Origin of the sequence: Amaricoccus sp., from assembly GCF_047602525.1 — a bacterium.
In the GTDB taxonomy this organism is placed as follows: Bacteria; Pseudomonadota; Alphaproteobacteria; order Rhodobacterales; family Rhodobacteraceae; genus Amaricoccus.
On the sequence record NZ_JASGHB010000001.1, the window covers coordinates 1,672,536 to 1,694,352 of the forward strand.

General features: G+C 71.0%; 16 protein-coding genes and 3 pseudogenes. 8 read left to right on the top strand and 11 right to left on the bottom strand.

What is annotated here, in order from left to right:
* Window positions 1-83: 83 nt before the first annotated feature.
* From QM699_RS08770 to QM699_RS08800, 7 genes and pseudogenes are all read right to left on the bottom strand, one after another.
* Window positions 84-299 carry a formate dehydrogenase subunit delta gene (locus QM699_RS08770; RefSeq protein ID WP_415010771.1) on the bottom strand — a complete coding sequence of 72 codons (216 nt, stop codon included), beginning with the start codon at window positions 297-299 and terminating at the stop codon, window positions 84-86.
* 1 nt (window position 300) lies between these two features.
* Window positions 301-1,110, bottom strand: coding sequence for a formate dehydrogenase accessory sulfurtransferase FdhD (gene fdhD / locus QM699_RS08775; RefSeq protein WP_415010772.1), 810 nt, complete (start codon window positions 1,108-1,110; stop codon window positions 301-303).
* 296 nt (window positions 1,111-1,406) lie between these two features.
* Window positions 1,407-4,308 (bottom strand): annotated as a pseudogene (gene fdhF / locus QM699_RS08780) (formate dehydrogenase subunit alpha).
* Between the two features lie 14 nt (window positions 4,309-4,322).
* Window positions 4,323-5,375: a DMT family transporter gene (locus QM699_RS08785; RefSeq protein ID WP_415010773.1), complete on the bottom strand. Its 1,053-nt coding sequence runs from the start codon at window positions 5,373-5,375 to the stop codon at window positions 4,323-4,325.
* A complete protein-coding gene (locus QM699_RS08790; protein ID WP_415010774.1) occupies window positions 5,372-6,913 on the bottom strand; it encodes a formate dehydrogenase beta subunit in 1,542 nt (513 codons plus the stop codon). Before QM699_RS08790 ends, QM699_RS08785 begins: the two co-directional genes overlap by 4 nt.
* Window positions 6,910-7,383 carry an NAD(P)H-dependent oxidoreductase subunit E gene (locus QM699_RS08795; RefSeq protein WP_415010775.1) on the bottom strand — a complete coding sequence of 158 codons (474 nt, stop codon included), beginning with the start codon at window positions 7,381-7,383 and terminating at the stop codon, window positions 6,910-6,912. Before QM699_RS08795 ends, QM699_RS08790 begins: the two co-directional genes overlap by 4 nt.
* 53 nt (window positions 7,384-7,436) lie before the next feature.
* On the bottom strand, window positions 7,437-8,369 hold the full coding sequence (locus tag QM699_RS08800) for a LysR family transcriptional regulator (RefSeq protein ID WP_415010776.1): 933 nt from the start codon (window positions 8,367-8,369) through the stop codon (window positions 7,437-7,439).
* Window positions 8,370-8,561: 192 nt separating this feature from the next.
* Here QM699_RS08800 and QM699_RS08805 point away from each other — a divergent pair, with 192 nt between their 5' ends.
* The gene (locus QM699_RS08805; protein ID WP_415010777.1) at window positions 8,562-10,064 is read left to right on the top strand and encodes a GMC oxidoreductase; all 1,503 of its coding nucleotides are present in this window, start codon (window positions 8,562-8,564) and stop codon (window positions 10,062-10,064) included.
* 60 nt (window positions 10,065-10,124) lie between these two features.
* Here QM699_RS08805 and QM699_RS08810 read toward each other — a convergent pair whose 3' ends face one another.
* Window positions 10,125-10,889 carry a DeoR/GlpR family DNA-binding transcription regulator gene (locus QM699_RS08810; protein ID WP_415010778.1) on the bottom strand — a complete coding sequence of 255 codons (765 nt, stop codon included), beginning with the start codon at window positions 10,887-10,889 and terminating at the stop codon, window positions 10,125-10,127.
* A 225-nt stretch (window positions 10,890-11,114) separates the two neighbouring features.
* Between QM699_RS08810 and glpD the strand changes: the two genes are divergently transcribed.
* The 4 genes and pseudogenes from glpD to glpK all read left to right on the top strand — a co-directional run bounded on the left by glpD (window position 11,115) and on the right by glpK (window position 15,767).
* Entirely contained in the window at window positions 11,115-12,710 is a 1,596-nt protein-coding gene (gene glpD / locus QM699_RS08815; RefSeq protein ID WP_415010779.1) for a glycerol-3-phosphate dehydrogenase, read from the top strand.
* Between the two features lie 50 nt (window positions 12,711-12,760).
* Window positions 12,761-13,864 carry an ABC transporter ATP-binding protein gene (locus QM699_RS08820; RefSeq protein ID WP_415010780.1) on the top strand — a complete coding sequence of 368 codons (1,104 nt, stop codon included), beginning with the start codon at window positions 12,761-12,763 and terminating at the stop codon, window positions 13,862-13,864.
* Between the two features lie 3 nt (window positions 13,865-13,867).
* Window positions 13,868-14,068: pseudogene (locus QM699_RS08825) on the top strand (ATP-binding cassette domain-containing protein); the annotation flags it as partial.
* A 201-nt stretch (window positions 14,069-14,269) separates the two neighbouring features.
* Window positions 14,270-15,767 (top strand): annotated as a pseudogene (gene glpK, locus QM699_RS08830) (glycerol kinase GlpK).
* A 73-nt stretch (window positions 15,768-15,840) separates the two neighbouring features.
* Here the strand turns inward: glpK and QM699_RS08835 are convergent.
* Both QM699_RS08835 and QM699_RS08840 read right to left on the bottom strand, forming a co-directional pair.
* On the bottom strand, window positions 15,841-16,368 hold the full coding sequence (locus tag QM699_RS08835) for a holin family protein (protein ID WP_415010781.1): 528 nt from the start codon (window positions 16,366-16,368) through the stop codon (window positions 15,841-15,843).
* On the bottom strand, window positions 16,368-16,979 hold the full coding sequence (locus tag QM699_RS08840) for a holin-associated N-acetylmuramidase (protein WP_415010782.1): 612 nt from the start codon (window positions 16,977-16,979) through the stop codon (window positions 16,368-16,370). Before QM699_RS08840 ends, QM699_RS08835 begins: the two co-directional genes overlap by 1 nt.
* Before the next feature lie 267 nt (window positions 16,980-17,246).
* Between QM699_RS08840 and pdeM the strand changes: the two genes are divergently transcribed.
* Window positions 17,247-17,948 (top strand): ligase-associated DNA damage response endonuclease PdeM, encoded by a 702-nt coding sequence (gene pdeM, locus QM699_RS08845; protein WP_415010783.1) that lies wholly within the window; start codon window positions 17,247-17,249, stop codon window positions 17,946-17,948.
* Here the strand turns inward: pdeM and QM699_RS08850 are convergent.
* Entirely contained in the window at window positions 17,935-18,987 is a 1,053-nt protein-coding gene (locus QM699_RS08850) for a patatin-like phospholipase family protein (RefSeq protein WP_415010784.1), read from the bottom strand. The genes pdeM and QM699_RS08850 overlap by 14 nt on opposite strands.
* A gap of 151 nt (window positions 18,988-19,138) precedes the next feature.
* Between QM699_RS08850 and QM699_RS08855 the strand changes: the two genes are divergently transcribed.
* Window positions 19,139-19,642 (top strand): c-type cytochrome, encoded by a 504-nt coding sequence (locus tag QM699_RS08855; RefSeq protein ID WP_415010785.1) that lies wholly within the window; start codon window positions 19,139-19,141, stop codon window positions 19,640-19,642.
* Between the two features lie 212 nt (window positions 19,643-19,854).
* Window positions 19,855-21,792: an extracellular solute-binding protein gene (locus QM699_RS08860; RefSeq protein WP_415010786.1), complete on the top strand. Its 1,938-nt coding sequence runs from the start codon at window positions 19,855-19,857 to the stop codon at window positions 21,790-21,792.
* Window positions 21,793-21,817 lie beyond the last annotated feature (25 nt).

Consider the following 21,817-nt stretch of genomic DNA (forward strand, 5'->3'; position numbering starts at 1 on the left):
CCCCGGGAGGTTGATGCGGTTGCGGGGCAGCATAGATTGTGCCGGCGCGAAGGCAACCGGCGCGGAAGCCGGGAGCGCGCCGGTCAGGCCGGGCGAAGCGCCGCCTCGGCGCCGGCGCGCGCGAGAGGCTCCAGGCCCTCGCCGCCGGCGGCGAGATGCTCCGACATGGCGCGGCGCATGCGCGGATCCCAGAAGTCGCGGATGTGCTGGGCGATTTCCGCCACGGCTTCCTCGTGGGGATAGGCGACGAAGAAGTTGGCGATGTCGTTCGCCATCCGCACGATTTCGTTGTCAGACACGTCAGTCCCCCATCCCGTCGAAGATCACCACCCCCTCGCCCGCGCGGGCCGCCACCGCGAGGCCCGCCTGTCCCGCCACGCGCAGCGCCAGCGCGCTCGGCGGCGAGACGGCGGCGACAAGGGGCGCACGGATCGCCGCGGCCTTCTGCACCATCTCGACGGAGACGCGGCTGGACAGCAGCAGGAAGCCGTCCCGGGCGTCCCGGCCGTCGCGGGCCAGCGCGCCCGCCACCTTGTCGAGCGCGTTGTGCCGCCCGATGTCCTCGCGCAGCAGCGCGATGGTGCCGTCGGCGTCGCAATAGGCGGCGGCGTGGGTGGAGTGGTTGACCGGCTTCATCACCTGCGCCTCGCGCAGACTGGCCAGCGCCCGCAGGATCGCCGCCGGCGTCGGACGGGCGCCCGCGACGCGGCGCGGCGGACGAAGCACGGCCTCGAGGGTCTGGGCGCCGCAGAGGCCGCAGCCGGCGCGTCCGGCAAGGGTGCGGCGGCGGTCCTCGACGGCGGCGACCTTCGCCGGGTCGAGCTTGAGATTCGCGACAAAGCCCTCGCCGGCCTCGGCGAGGCGCAGGCTGTCGATTTCGGAGACGGTCGCGACGATGCCTTCCGTCAGCGCGAAACCAACGACGAAGTCCTCGAGGTCGGCGGGCGTGAGCATCATCACCGCAAAGGCCGTGCCGTTCAGCAGGACCGCGAGCGGGGTCTCCTCGGCAATGCGCCAGTCGATCGGGCGCTCGTCGGCAGCGGTGCAGAGGCGGCCGCGCGCGGTGGGGGAAACGGGGCGCGGGGTGGCGTCGAGGCGGCGGATTTCCATGGCTCAGGCCCGCCGGTGGGAAAGGGCTTCGGCCGGGAGGGCGTTGCTACGAGGGAGAAAGACGGATTTGACGAGTGGCAAATCCGTCCGCGGCTGCCCCTCCGGGGGGCAGACGCGCAAGCGCGTCCGCCGGGGCAGCCACGGACGGATAGCGCCCTGCCGCAGAAATCTCCGCCCCCCGCGGCTTTCGACTGGTCGAAAGCCGCCCGCCCCGGAAAACGCTCCACTGGAGCGTTTTCTTGTCGGGGCGGAACTCGTGGTCGCCTCCGGCCACCACGTCGGTCGACCCGCCTCGATCATTCCGCCGCCGTCGTGTGGATCCGCCGGGCGGCCGGGACCACTTCGGCGTACTCCTCCTGCCAGGCCGAGGGGCGGTTCGTCGGCATCACCTGCACCGCCGTCACCTTGAACTCCGGGCAGTTGGTCGCCCAGTCGGAATATTCCGTGGTGATGACGTTCGCCCCCGAGAACGGATGGTGGAACGTGGTGTAGACCACCCCTTGCGGCATGCGCTCCGAGACGATCGCCCGGAGCGCGGTCTGCCCGACGCGGCTCGTCACCGAAACGAGGTCGCCGTCGCGGATGCCGCGCTCCTCGGCGTCGAACGGGTGGATCTCGAGCGAGTCCTCCGGGTGCCAGCGGCTGTTCTCCGTGCGGCGGGTCTGGGCGCCGACGTTGTACTGGCTGAGGATGCGGCCCGTCGTCAGGATCAGCGGGAAGCGGCGGCTGGCGCGCTCGGCCGTGGGGACGTACTCCGTCACCATGAACCGCCCCTTGCCGCGGACGAAGCCGTCGACGTGCATGATCGGCGAGCCGTCCGGGTGCGCCGCGTTCACCGGCCACTGCAGCGAGCCCTCGGCGTCGAGCCGCGCGTGGCTCACCAGCGCGAAGGTGGGCGTGAGGCGGGCGATCTCGTCCATGATCTCCGCCGCGGAGCCGTAGCTCATCGGATAGCCCATGGCGGTGGAGAGCCGGCACACCGTCTCCCACTCGCTCATGCCCTGGGCCTCGCGCATCGCCGGGCGGACGCGGTTGATGCGCCGCTCGGCGTTGGTGAAGGTGCCGTCCTTTTCGAGGAACGACGTGCCCGGCAGAAAGACGTGGGCGTAGGTCGCGGTCTCGTTCAGGAACAGAATCCTGCACGATCAGCAGGTCGAGCGCGCGGAGCGCCGCCTGGACGTGCTGGGTGTTGGGATCGCTCTGGGCGATGTCCTCGCCCTGCACGTAGAGGCCGCGGAAGCTGCCATCGAGGGCGGAGGCGAACATGTTCGGGATGCGCAGACCCGGCTCGGCCTCGAGCGTCACGCCCCAGTCCGCCTCGAAGAGCGCCCGCACGTTCGCGTCGGAGACGTGGCGATAGCCGGTGAACTCGTGCGGGAACGAGCCCATGTCGCACGAGCCCTGCACGTTGTTCTGGCCCCGCAGCGGGCTGATGCCGGCGCCGTCGTGGCCGATGTTGCCGGTCGCCATCGCAAGGTTCGCCATGGCCATCACCATGGTCGACCCCTGGCTGTGCTCGGTGACGCCGAGGCCGTAGTAGATCGCGGCGTTGCCGCCGGTGGCATAGAGCCGGGCCGCGGCGCGAACCTCCGCCGCCGGCACGCCCAGCATCTCCGCCCGCGCCTCGGGGCTGTTCCGCGGCTCGGCGACGAAGGCGCGCCAGCGGTCGAACTCCCGCGTGTCGCAGCGCTCGGCGACGTAGCCCTCGTTCACCAGACCCTCGGTGACGATGACATGGGCGAGCGCGTTCATCAGCGCCACGTTGGTGCCCGGCCGAAGCTGCAGGTGGTGCTCGGCCCGGATATGCGGCGAGCGCACCAGGTCGATGCGGCGCGGATCGGCGACGATGAGCCGGGCCCCCGCGCGCAGGCGCTTCTTCATCCGGCTGCCGAAGACCGGGTGGGCATCGGTCGGGTTGGCGCCGACCACGAGGATCACGTCCGCCTTGTCGACCGAGGCGAAATCCTGCGTGCCGGCGGAGGTGCCGAAGGCGGTCTTCAGGCCGTAGCCGGTCGGGGAGTGGCAGACGCGCGCGCAGGTGTCGACGTTGTTCGAGCCGAACGCCGCCCGGATCATCTTCTGGACGACGTAGACCTCTTCGTTGGTGCAGCGCGACGAGGTGATGCCGCCGATCGCGCCGCGCCCGTGCGTCTCCCGGATCGCGAGCAGCCGCTCGGCGGCGAAGCCGATCGCGGTGTCCCAGTCCACCGGCCGCCACGGATCGGTGATGCGGTCGCGGACCATCGGCGTCGTCACCCGGTCCTTGTGGGTGGCGTAGCCGAAGGCGAAGCGGCCCTTGACGCAGGAGTGGCCCTCGTTGGCGCCGCCGGCCTTCCACGGCGTCATGCGGATGACCTCTTCGCCCTGCATCTCGGCCTTGAACGAGCAGCCGACGCCGCAGTAGGCGCAGGTCGTGACCACCTCGCGGCGGGGCGTGCCGTGCTCGGCCACCGCCTTCTCGACCAGCGTCGCGGTCGGGCACGCCTGCACGCAGGCGCCGCAGGACACGCAATCGGACGAGAAGAAGTCGTCGGACAGGATCCCGGGCGACACCCGGCTCTCGAAGCCGCGGCCCTGGATCGTCAGCGCGAAGGTGCCCTGCACCTCCTCGCAGGCCCGCACGCAGAGCGAGCAGACGATGCACTTGGAAGGATCGTAGTGGAAGTACGGGTTCGACACGTCGATCGGCGCCTTGTGGGCGGCGTCGAAGTGGTTCTCGCCGTCCATGCCATAGCGCACCTCGCGCAGGCCGACGGCGCCGGCCATGTCCTGCAGCTCGCAGTCGCCGTTCGTCGGGCAGGTCAGGCAGTCGAGCGGGTGGTCGGAGATGTAGAGCTCCATCACGCCCTTGCGCAGCTTTTCCAGCCGCGCGCTCTGGGTGGTGACGCGCATCCCCTCGCGCACCGGCGTGGTGCAGGACGACGGCGTGCCCTTCACCCCCTCGATCTCGACGAGGCAGAGCCGGCACGAGCCCCACGCCTCGACGTTGTCGCTGGCGCAGAGCTTCGGGATCTGGCGGTCGGCGAGCGAGGCCGCGCGCATGATCGAGGTGCCCTCGGGGACGGTGATCTCGACGCCGTCGATGGTGAGGGTGACGGGCACGCCCTCGCGCGCCGGCGTGCCGCGGTCGATGTCCGCCTCGAGCGGGGTAAGCCGGAGGTTGCGGAGCGCGAGCGGGATTTCCTGATGGATGGTCATGTCGAGCCGTCCTTTCAGTGCGCGTGGCGATGGTGCGCATCGGGGAAATGCGCATGGCTGTGAGTCATCGCCGCGTGGCGGTGCCGGTGGAAGTGGCGCACGCCCGGAGCGACCGGCTCCGGGTGTTCGTGAAGGTGGTGCGCATCGTGGATGTGCCAGTGCGCGTGAGTCAGGTCGGGGTGATGGTGCTCGTGCGCGTGACGCTCGCGCAGATGCAGCCAGACGCCGAGCGCCATCAGCGCGCCCGCCGCGAGCAGCCCGGCGGTGAGAGGCTCGCCAAGCAGCACGGCGAGCACGGCCCCAAAGAACGGCGCCACCCCGAAGTACGCGCCGGTGCGCGCCGTACCGAGGTCACGCAGGGCGCAGACGAACAGACTGAGGCTGACGCCGTAGGCAAGAAAGCCAAGCAGGAGCGCCCCGGCGACCGTCCCGATCCCCGGCAGGCTGCTGCCCATGGCGAGGGCGAGGCCGAGGTTGACGGCACCTGCCACCAGTCCCTTCGCGCTTGCGATCCATGTGGCGTCGGAAAGCGAGACCTGCCGCGTCAGGTTGTTGTCGATGCCCCAGGCGAGGCATGCCGCCAGCACGAGGAGCGACGGACCGAGCGCGCCCGGTGCAACGCCGGAGCTGCCTGCGCCGATGACGGCCGCGCCCGCGACGATCGCGAGCATCCCGAGTGCGATCCGGCGGTCGACGTTCTCGCGGAACACCATCCAGGCGATGACGGCGGTGAAGACGCCCTCCGCATTGAGCAGCAACGAGGTCTCGGCCGCGCCGAGATGCGACAGGCCGGAGAGGAGCAGCACGGGACCAAGGACGCCGCCCGCGAGAATCGCTCCCGCAAGCCACGGCAGTTCCGCCCGCGGCAGCCGGACCGGCGCAGCACCAGTGATCCGGCGCCACAGAAACAGACCGATGCCCGAGCCGAGGTAGAGCAGCCCGGCCAGCATCACCGGATCGGCGGCGCCGAGAAGACGTTTCGCGAGCGGCGCGGCCACGCCGAAGAGCAGTGCCGCGGCAAGCGCCGCCCGCACGCCAGGGTGCCGGAGGGCAGCGCGCGCGCTCATTCCGCCGCCATCCTCGGCGCCCGGTCGAAGTCCTCCGGGAACAGCCGCAAGGCCGAGAGCACCGGCATCGGCGTCAGCCCGCCCATCGCGCAGAGCGAGCCGTCGCGCATCACCTCGCAGAGGTCCTCGACCAGGGCGACGTTCTTCGCCACGTCCTCGCCCCGCAGGATCTTCTCCACCGTCTCCTTGCCGCGGATCGCCCCGACCCGGCAGGGGGTGCACTTGCCGCAGCTCTCGATCTCGCAGAACTCGAAGGCGAAGCGCGCCATCGCGCCCATGTCGACGGTATCGTCGAAGACGACGATCCCGCCGTGCCCGACCATCGCGCCCGCCGCGGCGAAGGTCTCGTAGTCCATGGGCAGATCCAGCATCTCCGCCGAGACGTAGGCGCCGAGCGGCCCGCCCACCTGCGCGGTGCGGAACGGCCGGCCCGACGCGGTGCCGCCGCCGAAGTCTTCGACCAGCTCCCGCAGGCTCACCCCGAACGCCTTTTCCACCAGCCCGCCGCGCGCGATGTTGCCCGCGAGCTGGAACGGCAGCGTTCCGGTCGAGCGCCCCATGCCGTAGTCGCGGTAGAACGCCGCGCCCTTCGCGAGGATCAGCGGCACCGCGGCAAGCGTCAGCACGTTGTTGATGACCGTCGGCCGCCCGAACAGGCCGGCGACGGCCGGGATCGGCGGCTTTGCCCGCACCGTGCCGCGCTTGCCCTCGATACTCTGCAGCATCGAGCTTTCCTCGCCGCAGATGTAGGCGCCCGCGCCGCGGCGGACCCTGAGCGTGAACGCCTTGCCCGAGCCGCCGACGCTCGCCCCGAGCCAGCCGGCCTCCTCCATGATCGCGACCGCGCGCTTCATCATCTCGATGGAGCGCGGGTATTCCGACCGGATGTAGAGATAGCCCTCGGTCGCGCCCACCGCGATGCCGGCGATTGCCATGCCCTCGATCAGCAGGAACGGGTCGCCCTCGAAGATCATCCGGTCGGCGAAGGTGCCGCTGTCGCCCTCGTCGCCGTTGCAGCAGATGTACTTCTGCCCGTCGAGCCCCAGCACCGTCTGCCACTTGATGCCGGCCGGGAACCCGGCGCCCCCGCGTCCGCGCAGGCCGCTGTCGAGCACCGCCTGGCAGATCGCGGCGCCGTCCAGCCCCAGCGCCGCGCGCAGGCCGGCGAGGCCGCCGTGCGCCTCGTAGTCGGAGAGGTCGAGCGGATCGGTCACGCCGACGCGCTCGAAGGTCAGCCGCTCCTGCCGCGCGAGATAGGGGATCTCCTCGGTCAGCCCCAGCGCCAGCGGGTGCGCCGCGCCGTCGGCGATGGCGTCGACCACCGACGCGGCGTCCCCGGCCCCGACCGGCCCGAACGCGATCCGCCCCGCCGGCGTTTCGGCCTCGACCAGCGGCTCCAGCCAGAACAGGCCGCGCGAGCCGTTGCGCACCAGCATCGCCTCCAGCCCGCGCGCGGCGATGGCCTTCGCCACGGCGGCCGCGGTTTCCTCGGCCCCGACGGAGGCCGCCGCGGAATCGGCGGGAACGAAAATCCTCACGACCGCGCCTCCGCCACCAGCGCGTCGAGCCGCGCGACGTCGGCCCGCCCGACCAGACGGCCGTTCACCATCGCCGCCGGCGACAGCGCGCAGTTGCCGAGGCAATAGACCGCCTCGATCGTCAGCATCCCGTCCCGCGAGGTCTCGCCGAGGCCGAGGTCGTGCCGCGCGCAGAACGCCTCGATCAGCGCCGACGCCCCGCGCGACTGGCAGGACTCCGCGCGGCAGACCTGCACCCGCACGCGCCCCGCCGGTGTCCGGCGGAAATCGTGGTAGAAGCTCATCACGCCGTGCACCTCGGCGCGGGAGAGGTTGAGCGCCTTGGCGATCGCCGGCAATGCCGTTTCAGCGACGCAGCCCGCCTCGTCCTGGATGTCGTGGAAGATCTCGATCAGCTCGGACGCCGCGTTGCCGTGTGCCGCGCAGACGGCAACGGCGTGCTCCACCTCGGGGCTGGCTGGCTCGGCCATATGCTTGCTCCTCCCGTCGGCTCATCGGCCGCTTGGGGGTGAAATGTAGTCCTCTACCCCCCGCCGTGCAAATTGCCAGATCCTATCGGGTCATCGCCGGCGTCGATGGCCCCGGTCAGCTCCGCCGCCGCCTCGCGCAGCGCGGCGAGCAGCACCGGCTCCGGGTCGGGCGCCAGCGCCACCAGCCCGACGGTGTGCGTCACCTCCGGCTCCACCAGCCGCGGCGCCTCGACCCCGGCCCCGAGGATGCCGCGGAACGAGCCCGGCAGCACACAGGCGACCCGCCCCGTCAGCACCTGCGCGCAGAGCGCGATGACGGAATTGCTCTCGACCACCGGCTCGACCGCCGCGCCCGCCTCGCGGAAGGCCGCGTCGATGATCCGCCGGTTCTGCATGTCCTCGGTCAGCGCCGCCAGCGGGTGCGCCGCCGCCTCGGCCCAGCGCACCGTCTCACGGCCGGCGAGCGCATGGCCGGCCCGCACGAACAGACGGTAGTGCTCGCGGTAGAGTGGCCAGCTGCGCCCCACCGGCACCGGCTCGTTGCCGAGATAGGTGAGCCCGGCGTCGATCTGGAACTCCTCGACCGCCTGCAGGACCTGGCGCGAGGTCATCGAGCGGATCTCGAAGGCGACCCCGGGATAGCGCGCGGTGACGCGCCCGGTCAGCGCCGCGCTGAGCGGCAGCGCCGAGGGGATGACCCCGAGGGTCATCCGGCCCCGCGGCTCGGCGGCGAGCATCGCCACGTCGGCGGTGAGCGCGTCGACGTCCTCGACGATCTTCAGGGCCCAGCGATAGACCCGCTCCCCCTCCGGCGTCAGCCCGTGATACCGCTGGCCCCGCTCGACGATGGCGAGGCCCAGCTCCTCCTCAAGCGCGCGGATCCGGCCCGACAGCGTCGACTGCGTGACGTGGCAGATCTCGGCCGCCCGGGTGAAGTGCTCCGCGCGCACCAGGGCGATCAGATAGCGGAGCTGGCGGATGTCCACGGCCCTTCTCCCCGGCTGACCATCCGTCCCGGAGTGCCAGACGAGCGGGGGCGGAGGCCAGCGGGAAAACGACCCCCGCGCCCGCCCGGCGCAATTCCCCTAGGCTCCCCCCGCGACTTGGCCTAGATCTCGGCCGCTGGCGCCGCGGGGCCGCTCGTGCCGGCGGAATGCCCATGATGCTGGAAATCCGACATGATCCTCGACGCCGCCACCCTCGACCGCAGCCAGCTCGCGCCGAGCTTCGATGTCTGCATCATCGGCGCGGGGCCTGCCGGCATCACGCTGGCGCGACGGCTCGCCCGCACCGGCGCGAGCGTGGCGCTGATGGAGGCCGGCGGGCTCGAGATCAGCGAGGAGTCCCAGGACGTCTATCGGGGCGAGAACATCGGGCGGGACTATTTCGAGCTCGACACCGCGCGGCTGCGCTACTTCGGCGGCACGTCGAACCACTGGGGCGGCTGGTGCCGGGCGCTCGACCTCTACGACTTCTCGCCGAAGCCGTTCCATCCGATGAGCGGCTGGCCGATTGCCGAGCTCGACCTCGATCCCTACCGCGCCGAGGCCGACCGCATCCTCGACATTCCCTCCGCGACCGAAGCCCCGGACCTGCCGATCAAGGAAAGCGACTACTTCTTCCGGCACTTCCAGTTCCGCTTCAGCCCGCCGACCCGCTTCGGCGAGAAGTACCGCGACGAGATCGCCGCCTCGGACCGCATCACCCTGATCCTCAACGCCAACCTCGTCGACCTGCAGCTCGACGGCGTGCTGTCGCGGGTGTCGGGCGCGGTGTTCCGCAGCTACGACCCGGCCGACAAGGGCTTCACCATCGCCGCGCGCGCCTATGCGCTCTGCTGCGGCGGCATCGAGAACGCGCGGCTGCTGCTCAACTTCACCAGCCAGATCCGCGAGGGGATCGGCAACCGCACCGATATGGTGGGCCGCTGCTTCTGCGACCATCCGCACTATGTCGTCGGCGACGTGGTGCTGCAGACCCTGGTGCTGGAGCGCGAGTTCTATTCGCCGTTCGAGACGTTCATGCTGCGGGAGGCGTGCCTGAACTTCGGGATGCGGCTCGAGCCCGGCTGGATCGAGCCCTCCGACCTGCCGGCGCTCGCCGGGCAGGTGACGGACGAGGAATTCGCCATCCACCTGCGCCAGCGGGTGCGCGACTCGGCGGTCGACCTGACGGCGACGCAGCGTACCCGCCTGCCCTCGCCCTCGCCGCAGACCGCGGTGATGCGCATGGCCCAGGAGCAGCAGCAGAACCGCGACAGCCGCGTGCTGCTCGGCGACGAGCGCGACGCCTTCGGCCTGCGCCGGGTGCGGCTCGACTGGCAGCTGACCGACCTCGACATCCACACCATGCGCACGGCGGCCAAGTCGTTCGCGGCGCACCTCGCCGAGCAGCAGATCGGACGCGCCCAGATCCGCCCCTGGCTGCTGCAGGAGCCGCCCGCCTTCCCGCCGTTCCCGGACGAGGAGGTGGGCGGCAAGCATCACATGTGCACCACCCGGATGTCGGCCGACCCGAAGACCGGGGTGGTCGACGCCGACTGCAAGGTGCACGACCTCGCCAACCTGTTCATCGGCGGATCGAGCGTCTTTGCCAGCACCGGCCACGCCAATCCGACCTACACCATCACCCAGCTGGCGCTGCGGCTCGGCGATCACCTGACCGGCTGGCTGCGGGCCTGAGCACGGCGCGGGCCGAGGGCCCGTTCGCCGCGCCAGCGGCGGAGAGCGCGGTGGGCCGCGTCAGACCCCGGCGATGCGCACCTCGGTGCCCCAGTCGTCGCAGCTGCGCGCGAGCGGCGGCGGCGGCGGGCGATCGGTGAACCAGACCGCCATCTGTGACAGCGGCCCGAGCAGCGCCGGCGCCGAGCGGCCGAGCTTGGAGTGGTCGCAGACGAGGAACGCCTGCCGCGCCTGTTTCAGGATCGCCCGCGAGACCCGCACCTCGGCGAGGTCGAAGTCCATCAGGTCGCCGTCCGGGTCGATGGCCGAGACGCCCATGATGGCGTAGTCGACCTTGAACTCGCCGAAGAACTCGCTGGTGAGATCGCCCACCAGCCCGCCGTCCGACCGGCGCAGCGCCCCGCCCGCGACCATGATGTCGCAGCCGGGATTGGCGAGCAGCGTGTTCGCCACGTTCATGTTGTTCGTCACCACCGTGATGTTGCGGTGGAACAAGAGCTCGCGCGCCACCGCCTCGGTCGTAGTGCCGAGGTTCATGATGATCGAGCAGTTGTTCGGGATCGCCGCGGCGCAGGCCCGTCCGATCGCGGCCTTTGCCGCCTCGTTCATGCCGCGCCGTTCCTCGTAGCCGAAGTTCGACACGCCCGTGCGCGGCACCGCGCCGCCATGCACCCGGTCGAGCAGCCCGGCGTTGGCGAGATCGGTCAGGTCGCGGCGGATCGTCTGAAGCGCCACGTCGAAGCGCTGGGCCAGATCCTCGACGAACACCCGGCCCTCGCCACGGGCGATCTCGAGGATCTCGGACTGGCGAAAGCTGAGGGCCATTGAAGCGATTCCGAGCGAGTTTCAGCAGCAGAGTGCGTGATCGAACATGCGCGGTCAACGAGAACACGAAACCACGCGCCTGCTGCGCAAGAGAACATCATAAAGCGCGATTTATGATCGTAATTAGGCGATTTAGACTATTTCGCACATTATCGCATATTGAAGGGTTGACGGACACGCGAGCGTGAGCGTAGTTTCAGGACATCAGGCCGAAAGGGAGCGCGGATGTCCGCGGATGCCGAGACAACCGATCTCTTCGTGATAGGCGGCGGCATCAACGGCTGCGGCATCGCACGGGACGCGGCCGGGCGCGGGCTCTCGGTGGTGCTCGCCGAGCAGGGCGACCTGGCGCAGGCCACCTCCTCGTCCTCGACCAAGCTGTTCCACGGCGGGCTGCGCTATCTCGAGTACTTCGAGTTCCGGCTGGTGCGCGAGGCGCTGGATGAGCGCGAGACGCTGCTCGTCGCCATGCCGCACATCAGCTGGCCGATGCGCTTCGTGCTGCCCTACTCCCCCGACATGCGTTTCGAGAGCGACACGCCGACGGCGCGCCTGCTCGGCACCGTGCTGCCGTGGATGAAGGGGCGGCGCCCGGCGTGGCTGATCCGCCTCGGGCTCTTCCTCTACGACACGCTCGGCGGGCGGACGATCCTGCCGGCGACCCGCACGCTCGATCTCGCCACCGACCCGGCCGGCCGGGCGCTGCAACCGCGCTTTCGCCGCGCCTACGAGTATTCCGATTGCTGGGTCGACGACTCGCGCCTCGTGGTGCTGAACGCCCGCGACGCCGCCGCCCGCGGCGCGCGCATCCTCACCCGCACCCGCGTCGTCTCGGCCGAGCGCGCGGGCGGGCTGTGGCGGGTGGTGGTCGACGGCCCCGACGGCCGCCGCGAGATGCGCGCCCGCGCGCTGGTCAATGCCGGCGGCCCGTGGGTCGAGGACGTGATCCGCACCGTGGTGCGCACCCGCGCCACCGGCGGCGTGCGGCTGGTCCGCGGCAGCCACGTGGTGACGCGGCGGCTCTTCGAGCATGATCGCTGCTACTTCTTCCAGGGGACCGACGGGCGGATCGTGTTCGCCATTCCCTACGAGCGCGACTTCACGCTGATCGGCACCACCGACATGGACCACACGGGGGCTCCCGGCGAGGCGCACTGCACCGAGGCGGAGCGCGACTATCTGCTCGCCTTTGCCTCGCGCTACCTGGCGACGCCGGTGACGGCCGAGGATGTGGTCTGGACCTATTCCGGCGTGCGCCCGCTCTACAACGACGGCGCCAGCTCGGCGACGGCGGCGACGCGCGACTACGTGCTGGCGCTCGACGCCGAGGCCGGGGCCGCGCCCCTGCTCAACGTCTTCGGCGGCAAGATCACCACCTATCGCCGCCTCGCCGAGGGGGCGCTGGCCAAGCTCGCGCCGAGCTTTCCCGCCGCCTCCGGCGCGTGGACAGCGCGGGTGCCGCTGCCGGGCGGGGACTTTCCCTGGAACGGGGTCGCGGCGCTGACCGCGCGGCTGCGCGGGCGCTACCCGTTCCTGAGCGAGTTCTGGGCCGGGCGGCTGATCCGCGCCTATGGCAGCGAGGCCGAGGCGGTGCTCGGCGACGCCGGCGGGGCGGCGGATCTCGGCCACGACTTCGGGGGCACGCTCACCGAGGCCGAGGTGCGCTGGCTCGTCGCCCGCGAGTTTGCCCGCAGCGCCGACGACATCCTCTGGCGGCGGAGCAAGCTCGGCCTCCGGCTCGACCAGGCGCAGGCGGCGGCACTCGACGAGTTCCTCCGCGGGCTCGCGACGACGGCCGGGGCGATGCACCCGGCCGCTTGAACAACGACCGCCCGGGGCTCCGTATCCCGGCGGCAGGTGAAAGGGAGACGATGGCGCTCGCACTCGAGGGGGTGACGCGGCTGGTGCGCGGCCAGGCGCACATCCACCCGACCACCCTCCGGCTGGAGAAGGGCACGATGAACGTGCTGCTCGGGCCGACGCTGGCGGGAAAGACGTCGCTCATGCGCCTGATGGCGGGCCTCGACCGGCCGACGGCGGGGCGTCTGCTCTGGGACGGCGCCGACGTCACCGGCATGCCCGTGCAGCAGCGCCGCGTGGCGATGGTCTACCAGCAGTTCATCAACTACCCGACGCTGACGGTCTACGAGAACATCGCCTCGCCGCTGCGCCTGACGGGCGCGTCGAAGGCCGACATCGACCGCTCGGTGCGCGCCACCGCCGACATGCTGAAGCTGACGCCGATGCTGACCCGCAAGCCGCTGGAGCTGTCGGGCCGGCAGCAGCAGCGGTGCGCGCTGGCCCGGGCGCTGGTGAAGGGCGCGGGGCTCGTTCTGCTCGACGAGCCGTTGGCAAATCTCGACTACAAGCTGCGCGAGGAATTGCGCGTGGAAATCCCGCGGATATTCGAGGCTTCCGGCGCGATCTTCGTCTATGCCACCACCGAGCCGGAAGAGGCGCTGCTGCTCGGCGGCAACACGGCGACGCTGTGGGAGGGCCGGGTGACGCAGTTCGGCGCCACCCCGACCGTCTACCGCCAGCCGCGGGACGCGATCACCGCCCGGGTGTTCAGCGATCCGCCGATGAACTTCGTGCCCTGCGTGAAGCGCGGCGCCACCGTCACCTTCGGCGCCGGACAGGCCGTCGCCGCCTCGGGGCCGCTCGCGGCGATCCCGGACGGCAGCTATCGCGCCGGGTTTCGGGCGAACCACCTCGACGTGGCGGCGCGCCGGGGCGATGCGGTCGCCTTCGACTGCACGCTGACCGGCAGCGAGATCACCGGCTCGGAGACCTTCCTCCACCTCGTCCACGGCGCGGAGACCTTCGTCGGACTGCTGAAGGGGGTGCACGCACTGCCCGCGGGCGAGCGGCTGACGGTGTGGATCGACCCCGCCTATGTCTATCTCTTCGACGCCGAGGGCCGGCTCGCCGCGCCCGCGGCCTATGCGACGGCGGCCTATGCGACGGCGGCCTGACCCATGGCGCAGATCACCCTCTCCCACCTCGCCCACAGCTACGCCGCGAAGCCGACCGCCGACTCGCAGTACGCGCTGAAGGAGCTGGACCATGTGTGGCAGGACGGCGCCGCCTATGCCCTGCTCGGCGCCTCGGGCTGTGGCAAGACCACGCTGCTCAACATCATCTCCGGCCTGATCCGGCCCTCGCACGGCCGGGTGCTGGTCATCGTCGCGTTTTCGGCGGTCATCCCGCTGATGACGGTGGTCAACTACTCGGTCATCTCCTACGACGAGCTCATCAAGTCGTGGAACGTGCAGTAACGGCCTGACGACGGTTCGCCCCCGGCACGCGCCGGGGGCGGCCCCCAAGGCCAACGGGCGGCGCTCTCCGCGCCGCCTCCCTCCGACATCCGCGGGACGCGCATGACCTACATCCTCGCCATCGACCAGGGCACCACCTCGACCCGCGCCATCGTCTTTGGCACCGACCTCGCGCAGGGCGCCCCGGCGCGCGCTACGGCGCAGGAGGAATTCCCGCAGCACTATCCCGCCTCGGGCTGGGTCGAGCACGACCCCGCCGACCTCTGGCAGACGGTGCTGCGCACGACGCGGGCCGCCATCGCCAGGGCCGGGATCGAGCCCGCGGACATCGCCGCCATCGGCATCACCAACCAGCGCGAGACGACGCTGCTCTGGGACCGCGCGACCGGGGTGCCGCTGGGCCGCGCCATCGTCTGGCAGGACCGCCGCACGGCCGACATCTGCCGCACGCTGCTCGAGGCCGGGCACGAGCCGATGCTGACCGAGCGCACCGGCCTGCTCATCGACCCCTACTTCTCCGGCACCAAGCTCAAGTGGCTGCTCGATTCGACCCCTGATGCCCGTGCGCAGGCGGAGCGGGGCGAGCTTGCGTTCGGCACCGTCGACAGCTGGCTGATCTGGAACCTGACCGGCGGCCGCGTCCACGCCACCGACGCGACCAACGCCGCGCGGACGCTGCTCTACAACATCGGCACCGGCCGCTGGGACACCGAGATTCTGCGGCATCCTCGGCATCCCGCTGCCGCTCCTGCCCGAGGTGCGCGACTGCGCCGCCGACTTCGGCACCACCGACCCGGGCCTCCTCGGCGCCGCGATCCCGATCCGCGGAGTCGCCGGCGACCAGCAGGCCGCGACGGTGGGACAGGCGTGCTTCTCGCCCGGAATGCTGAAATCGACCTACGGCACCGGCTGCTTCGCGCTGCTCAACACCGGGGCCGAGCGCGTCACGTCGAGCCACCGGCTGCTCACCACCATCGCCTACCAGCTCGACGGCGTGCCGACCTACGCGCTCGAAGGCTCGATCTTCATCGCCGGCGCCGTCGTGCAATGGCTGCGCGACCGCCTCGGCATCGTCGCGACCTCCGCCGGCACGCAGGCACTGGCCGAGGCCGCAGACCCGGGGCAAGAGCTGATTCTCGTCCCGGCGTTCACCGGCCTCGGCGCCCCCTACTGGCGCCCCGACTGTCGCGGCGCGGTCTTCGGCCTCACCCGCAATTCCGGCCCGGAGGAGATGGCGCGCGCCGCGCTCGAAAGCGTCGGCTACCAGACCCGCGACCTGCTCGAGGCGATGCGCGAGGACTGGGGCGCGAGCGGCACCGAGGTGCTGCGCGTCGACGGCGGGATGGCGGCGAACGACTGGGCGATGCAGTTCCTCGCCGACATCCTCGGCACCGCCATCGACCGCCCGGCCTCGACCGAGACCACGGCGCTCGGCGCCGCCTACCTCGCCGCCCTCGGCGCCGGCGTCGCCCCCGGCCCGGCCGAGTTCCAGCGCAGCTGGGCGCTCGAGCGCCGCTTCGAGCCGCGGATGACGGCCACCGACCGCCACGCCCGCTATGCCCGCTGGCAACGCGCCGTGGCGGCCTGCCTCGCGATATAGAAAAGGGCCGCGGGGATCGTCTCCCCGCGGCCCTCGCGTTCCGCCTCGGCCCGACGCGCGGCCGCGTCCGGCCTCACCGATGGGTGCGGCGCCAGTCCTCGACGGCGGCGTTGCGGTCGGGATCCACGCCCGCCACCGCGGCCAGCGGCACGGGCGAGACGCGGCCCTTCGCGAGCGCCTTCGCCTCGACCACCGCCTGCGCCACGCCGACCGCGCGGTTGCGCTGGTGGTGCAGCTCGCGGGCGCCGAAGTAGAACGACACGATCGCCCCGAGCAGCCACCAGAGCGGCTCGGGCACGGTGTCGAGCCCGCGCATCCGCACGGTGAACCCGTTCGGCGCCGCCATGGCGTAGACGAACAGCCCGAGGGTGCCGAGCGTGAGCAGCGGCCGCGGCAGCCGGTTCAGCCCGTCGACGAAGCCGTCGAACCAGCCGACCGGGGCACGGGCGAACTCCGCGCCGAACTCGGCGACGGCAGCCAGCGCCTCGCGGCTCTCCCCCGCCTCGCGCTCGGCCTGGTTGCCGACGAAGACCTCGGCGACGCCGCCCACCGCGTCACCGATCTGCCGGGCCGCACCACCGGCCCCGAGAATCGCCGTCATCACGCCCATGCCGCCACCCTTGCCGCGTGCTCCGCGGCGCTGAAGTGATACTTCTCGGAGATGAACTCCTCCGCCCGCACGATCCAGCCGCCCTTGCCGCCGGCCTTGGTCCGGGCGAACTTCCGGCTGGCCGGGCGCGCGTCGCCGAGCTTGTAGTAGTAGTTCCGCCGCGCAATCCCGTAGGCGTCGACCAGATGCTCCGGCGCCTTCGCCATCACCCGGCCGACGGTGCGCGCCGTCACCGGCCCGACGACCCCGTCGTCCTTCAGCGGCAGACCGAAGGCCGCCATCAGCCGCTGCAGGATCTTCACCGCATTGGCGCCGGCATTCACCTGCATGTCGAAGACGCTCGGCTGCAGCGGCTCTGGCAGCCGGTCGATCCCCGGCTCGCGGAAGTAGTGCGCGACATAGATCGCCGCCGCCCGGTCCGGCGTCAGCGCCTTTACGTCGGCCACGTCCACGTCGCGGTCGCCGTCCACATCAATCCCAAGACGCTTCAGCGTGGCGAGCGTGACGCCATGCTTGGTCGCCCCGCCCGGATCATCGGGGTCGTTCACGAACCCCCCTTCGCGGCGCACGATCTCCGCCGCGATGCTCTCGACAGAGTGCATCGGATAGAACTCCCGAAATGTTGGGTAAAACTGTCGCGACACTGGCACCGAGCCGCTAAGATTTGATTGATCCCCCCGGCCGGAGCCGCAGACCCGCCGCGGCGGCGCGGCATCGTGGCACGCGCGCCACGGATGGCGGCCGGCCTCGCGCCTGTGGCGGCGAGACATAACTGCGCAATTTAACCTATATTTCAGATGGTTGACCCATTCCGCCCGGGCGAGATTTCCCTTGCCCCCACGCGCGCTTTGCCGCAAAGCCCGTGAGCCATGTCCGCCCAGCCCCTCGTCCTCGCCGGCGCCCCGCTCCTCGCCCTCGCCTCGGGTGCGCTGTTCTGGCCGGCCGAGCGGCTGCTCTGCGTCGCCGACCTGCACCTCGGCAAGTCGGAGCGGCTCGCCCGCCGCGGCGGCACCCTGCTGCCGCCCTACGAGACCCGCGCCACGCTCGACCGGCTGGCCGCGGAGATCGACAGGCTCGCCCCCGCCCGCGTCATCTGCCTCGGCGACAGTTTCGACGACACCGCCGCCGTGGACGCGCTGGCCAAACGCGACCGTCTCGCGGCGCTGACGGCGGGACGCGACTGGATCTGGATCGCCGGCAACCACGACCCGGAGGCCCCCGGCCTGCCGGGCCGCGGCCTCGCCGAGGCGGTCGTCGGCCCGCTCACCTTCCGCCACGCGGCCTGCGCCACCGTCGCCCCCGGCGAGAATTCGGGCGAAGTCTCAGGCCACTACCACCCGAAGCTCCGCCTCGCGCTCGGCGGCCGCGCGGTCTCACGTCCCTGCTTTCTGCACGACGACGCCCGCCTGATCCTGCCGGCGTTCGGCGCCTACACCGGCGGCCTCGCTGCCGACAGCCCGGCGCTCGCCCGCCTGCTCGGCGACGGGGCCCATGCGATCCTGACCGGCGAGCCCTGCGTCACGCTGCCGCTCGCCCCGGTCGTCGCGCGCCGAGCCGTCAGACGTCGCTGAGCTGCGGCGGCAGCCCGGACGGCCGCGGCGCCTCCTCGAACAGCCGGTCGAGATCGAGCGTCGAGGCCACCCCGACCTGCTCGAAGCAGTCGCGCAGCCACACGTCGGCCCAGCGTCGGCCCCGATCGAACAGCGTGCGCAGATAGGCCCACTCGGCGTTGAGCTTGCTCGAGGCCGCCAGATCCTGCACCTCGTCGTTCACGTGGATCAGGTGCAGGAACAGGCCGTCCCCCGCCCGCGGCAGCGACATCCCCGTCCGCTTCACCAGCGCGAGCGTGCGCAGCTCCTTCACCAAGCTGGTGTTGAAGCTGATCTCGTTCATCCGGTTGATGATGTCCCGCGCCGTCCGCGGCAGCGTTCGGCGGATGAAAGGGTTGATCTGGACGATCACGACGTCCGGGCTCTCCTCGTTCATCACCAGCGGATAGAGCGCCGGATTGGCCGAGAAGCCGCCGTCCCAGTACGCTTCCCCGGCGATCTCGACCGCCTTGTACATCTGCGGCAGGCAGGCCGACGCCAGCACCGCGTCGACGCCGATCTCGCCCGTCGTGAACACGCGCGGCAGACCCGTGCGGACGTTGGTCGCCGTGACGTTCACCTGAATGGGCGAGGCATTCACCCGCTCGAAATCCACCTTTGCCGCCAGCAGGTCGCGCAGCGGATTGAGGTCGAACGGATTGAGCTCGTAGGGCGAGAACATCCGCCCCATCGCCTCCATCCAGAGGTAGCCGGGCGAGCGGTCCAGACTGTAGCGCCCGGTCAGCCGATCCGCCCAGCTCCGTTGCGCCGGCGAAAGCCGCGCCGCGTCGCTCACGGCCTTCCAGAACGCCGCCAGAGCCGCGCGCGCGCCGTCGCGACCGTTGGCGGCAAACCCGTCGGCCAGCACCACCGCGTTCATTGCCCCCGCGCTGGTGCCGCTCACCGCGCAGATCTCAAGTCGCTCGTCCTCGATCAGGCGGTCGAGCACCCCCCAGGTCAGCGCCCCATGCGAGCCGCCTCCCTGCAGGGCGAGGTTGATCGGTTTCCGCGCGGCCGCCATGTTGTCGCTCCCCCTGTGCACTGCACCATACTGCGCGCGCCCGCACGCCCGGCGCAAGCGTCTTGCACACCGTTGCGTGAAGCGGCTAGAACGGCGCCAACGAGGCCAGACGGGCCCCCAGCCGGCCCGCGAGCGAGGTGAGCGAGACCCCATGGACACGATGGAAATCACGAAGTTCGTCGGGGCAATCTGCGGCAGTCTCTTGGTCTTCCTGCTGATCCACACGGCTTCGGGGGCAATCTTCAGCGTCGGCACCGATGCGACGTCGTTCGTCGTCCCTGTCGAGGCCGCGACGGGCGGCGGCGACGGCGGCGGTGCCGCGCAGGTCGACGTGGCGGCGCTGGTCGCCGCGGCCGATGTCGCCAAGGGCGAGGCGATCTTCAAGAAGTGCGGCGCCTGCCACAAGATCGACAACACCAACGCCGTCGGCCCGCACCTGAACGGCGTCGTGGGCCGCGCGACCGGATCGGTCGCCGACTTCGCCTATTCCGACGCGATGAAGACGCACGGCAGCGAATGGACGCCGGAGAACCTGTTCCACTTCCTCGAGAACCCGAAGAAGTTCGTTCCCGGCACCAAGATGTCCTTCGCCGGCCTGCCGAAACCCGAGGACCGGGCGAACGTCATCGCCTTCCTCGAGCAGCACGCGCAGTAACACGCGGGCAGCGTCGGCTGGCCCGGCTCCGCGTCGCGGCGCCGCGACGGGCCAGCGCATCTTCGGCTCCGTTTCATGCGCTCGCCGCGACCAGTCGACGCGCCGGTCTCACGAAGCGGTCAGCCCGCACCGGGCCGTGAAATCGCCGCTTTACCGACCGGCGAACGGCGGTAGAGTGGCCGCGCCCGAACCGACCCCCCGGAGCCGCCTTGATGACTGAATGGCCGCGCGCCAGCCTTTCCGCCCCGACCGTCTCCGGCCTCGGCGGGCTGCTCCTCGCGGGATTTCTGGCCGGTGCGGCCCTGCTGGGACTTGGGCCCGCCGCCCGCGCCGACGACCCGGCGCCCGCCACGCCGAGCGCCGCCGCCGAAGGCGCCGTCATCAAGGCGCATGGCATCTCGGCCTTCGGCGACCTGAAGTATCCGGCCGGCTTCGCGCATTTCGATTATGTGAACCCCGACGCGCCGAAGGGCGGCACCATGAGCTTCCGCGGCACCGGCGGCAGCCAGACGTTCGACAGCCTCAACAACTTCATCCTCAAGGGCGAGCCGGCGCAGGGCCTCGGCCTGATCTACGACACGTTGCTCACCGGCTCCGACGACGAGCCCGACTCGAGCTACGGCCTCGTCGCGGACAGCCTCGAATACCCTGAGGATCGCGCCTGGGTGATCTTCAACCTCCGCCCGGAGGCGAGGTTTTCCGACGGCGTGCCGATCACCGCGGACGATGTGGTCTTCACCTACCACGCGCTGCTCGAGAAGGGGGCGCCGGTCTACCAGATCACGCTGCAGGACATCACCGGGGTCGAGGCGCTCGGGCCGCACCGGGTGAAGTTCACCTTCCGCGCCGACGCGCCGAAGCGCGACCTGCCGCAGCTCGCCGGCGGCCTGCCGGTGCTGCCGAAGCACTACTACGACACGGTGGATTTCTCCGCCTCGACGCTGACCCCGCCGATCGGCTCGGGGCCCTACGTCATCGACGCGGTGCAGCCGGGAAAGTCGATCCGCTACTGCCGCAACAAGGACTACTGGGGCAGCGCGCTGCCGGTCAACGTCGGTGCCAACAACTTCGACTGCATCGTCTACCAGTACTTCGCCGACAACAACGCCGCCTTCGAGGCGCTGAAGGTCGGCGACTACATGTTCCACGAGGAGTACTTCTCCGCGCTCTGGGCCACGGCCTACAATTTCCCGGCTCTGGAAAAGGGCTGGGTCAAGAAGGTCGAGATCCCCGACGGCCGCCCCTCCGGGACGCAGGGTTACTGGATGAACATGCGTCGCGAAAAGCTGCAGGATCCGCGCGTGCGCGAGGCGATCGGCCTGATGTTCAACTTCGAATGGACGAACCAGGCGCTGTTCTACGGCCTCTACCAGCGCACGACGAGCTTCTGGGAAAACTCGACGATGATGGCGTCCGGCCTGCCCGAGGGCGAGGAGCTGGCCGTCCTCGAGCCGTTCCGCGACCAGCTGCCCCCGGAGGTCTTCACCGAGCCCGCCTGGACCCCGGCGGTGCAGAAGCCCGACCGCGCCGACCGTGCGTCGATCCGCCGCGCCTCGAAGCTGCTCGACGACGCCGGCTGGAAGGTCGGCCCCGGCGGCCTGCGCGTCAACGACAAGGGCGAGACGCTGACGATCGAGTTCATCGACGACAACCCGGCCTTCGAGCGGGTGACGACGCCGTTCGTCACCAACCTGCGCCAGATCGGCATCGACGCCAGCTATCACCAGATCGACCCGGCGCAGATGCAGGAGCGGCAGAAGACCTACGACTACGACATCATCCCGACCCGCCTCGTCATGTCGCTCAGCCCGTCGATCGAGCTGCGCTCGCTCTTCGGCTCCAAGAGCGCGGCGGCGCCGGGCACCCTCAACCTCTCCGGCGTCGCCGACCCGGTGGTGGACGCGCTGATCGAGCAGGTCATCGCCTCCACCACCCGCGACGAGATGGAAGCACGCGTCCGCGCGCTCGACCGCGTGCTGCGCCAGAAGCAGATCTGGGTCTCGAACTGGCACAAGCCGAGCTTCTGGGTCGCGTACTGGGACGTCTTCGGCATGCCCGATGCGCCGCCGAAGTACGCCCGCGGCGATGCCTACTGGTGGTTCGACCAGGCCAAATCCGACCATCTCAAGGCCGAGGGCGCACTCCGGTGAGCCCGCGCCGCACGTCGCAACGGCC

Excerpts from the sequence above, each read along its gene's own strand:
- fdhD (WP_415010772.1), bottom strand. The coding sequence starts at position 1,110 with ATGGAAATCCGCCGCCTCGACGCCACCCCGCGCCCCGTTTCCCCCACC.
- QM699_RS08785 (WP_415010773.1), bottom strand. The coding sequence starts at position 5,375 with ATGAGCGCGCGCGCTGCCCTCCGGCACCCTGGCGTGCGGGCGGCGCTT.
- QM699_RS08795 (WP_415010775.1), bottom strand. The coding sequence starts at position 7,383 with ATGGCCGAGCCAGCCAGCCCCGAGGTGGAGCACGCCGTTGCCGTCTGC.
- QM699_RS08805 (WP_415010777.1), top strand. The coding sequence starts at position 8,562 with ATGATCCTCGACGCCGCCACCCTCGACCGCAGCCAGCTCGCGCCGAGC.
- QM699_RS08810 (WP_415010778.1), bottom strand. The coding sequence starts at position 10,889 with ATGGCCCTCAGCTTTCGCCAGTCCGAGATCCTCGAGATCGCCCGTGGC.
- glpD (WP_415010779.1), top strand. The coding sequence starts at position 11,115 with ATGTCCGCGGATGCCGAGACAACCGATCTCTTCGTGATAGGCGGCGGC.
- QM699_RS08820 (WP_415010780.1), top strand. The coding sequence starts at position 12,761 with ATGGCGCTCGCACTCGAGGGGGTGACGCGGCTGGTGCGCGGCCAGGCG.
- QM699_RS08835 (WP_415010781.1), bottom strand. The coding sequence starts at position 16,368 with ATGACGGCGATTCTCGGGGCCGGTGGTGCGGCCCGGCAGATCGGTGAC.
- QM699_RS08840 (WP_415010782.1), bottom strand. The coding sequence starts at position 16,979 with ATGCACTCTGTCGAGAGCATCGCGGCGGAGATCGTGCGCCGCGAAGGG.
- pdeM (WP_415010783.1), top strand. The coding sequence starts at position 17,247 with ATGTCCGCCCAGCCCCTCGTCCTCGCCGGCGCCCCGCTCCTCGCCCTC.
- QM699_RS08850 (WP_415010784.1), bottom strand. The coding sequence starts at position 18,987 with ATGGCGGCCGCGCGGAAACCGATCAACCTCGCCCTGCAGGGAGGCGGC.
- QM699_RS08855 (WP_415010785.1), top strand. The coding sequence starts at position 19,139 with ATGGACACGATGGAAATCACGAAGTTCGTCGGGGCAATCTGCGGCAGT.
- QM699_RS08860 (WP_415010786.1), top strand. The coding sequence starts at position 19,855 with ATGACTGAATGGCCGCGCGCCAGCCTTTCCGCCCCGACCGTCTCCGGC.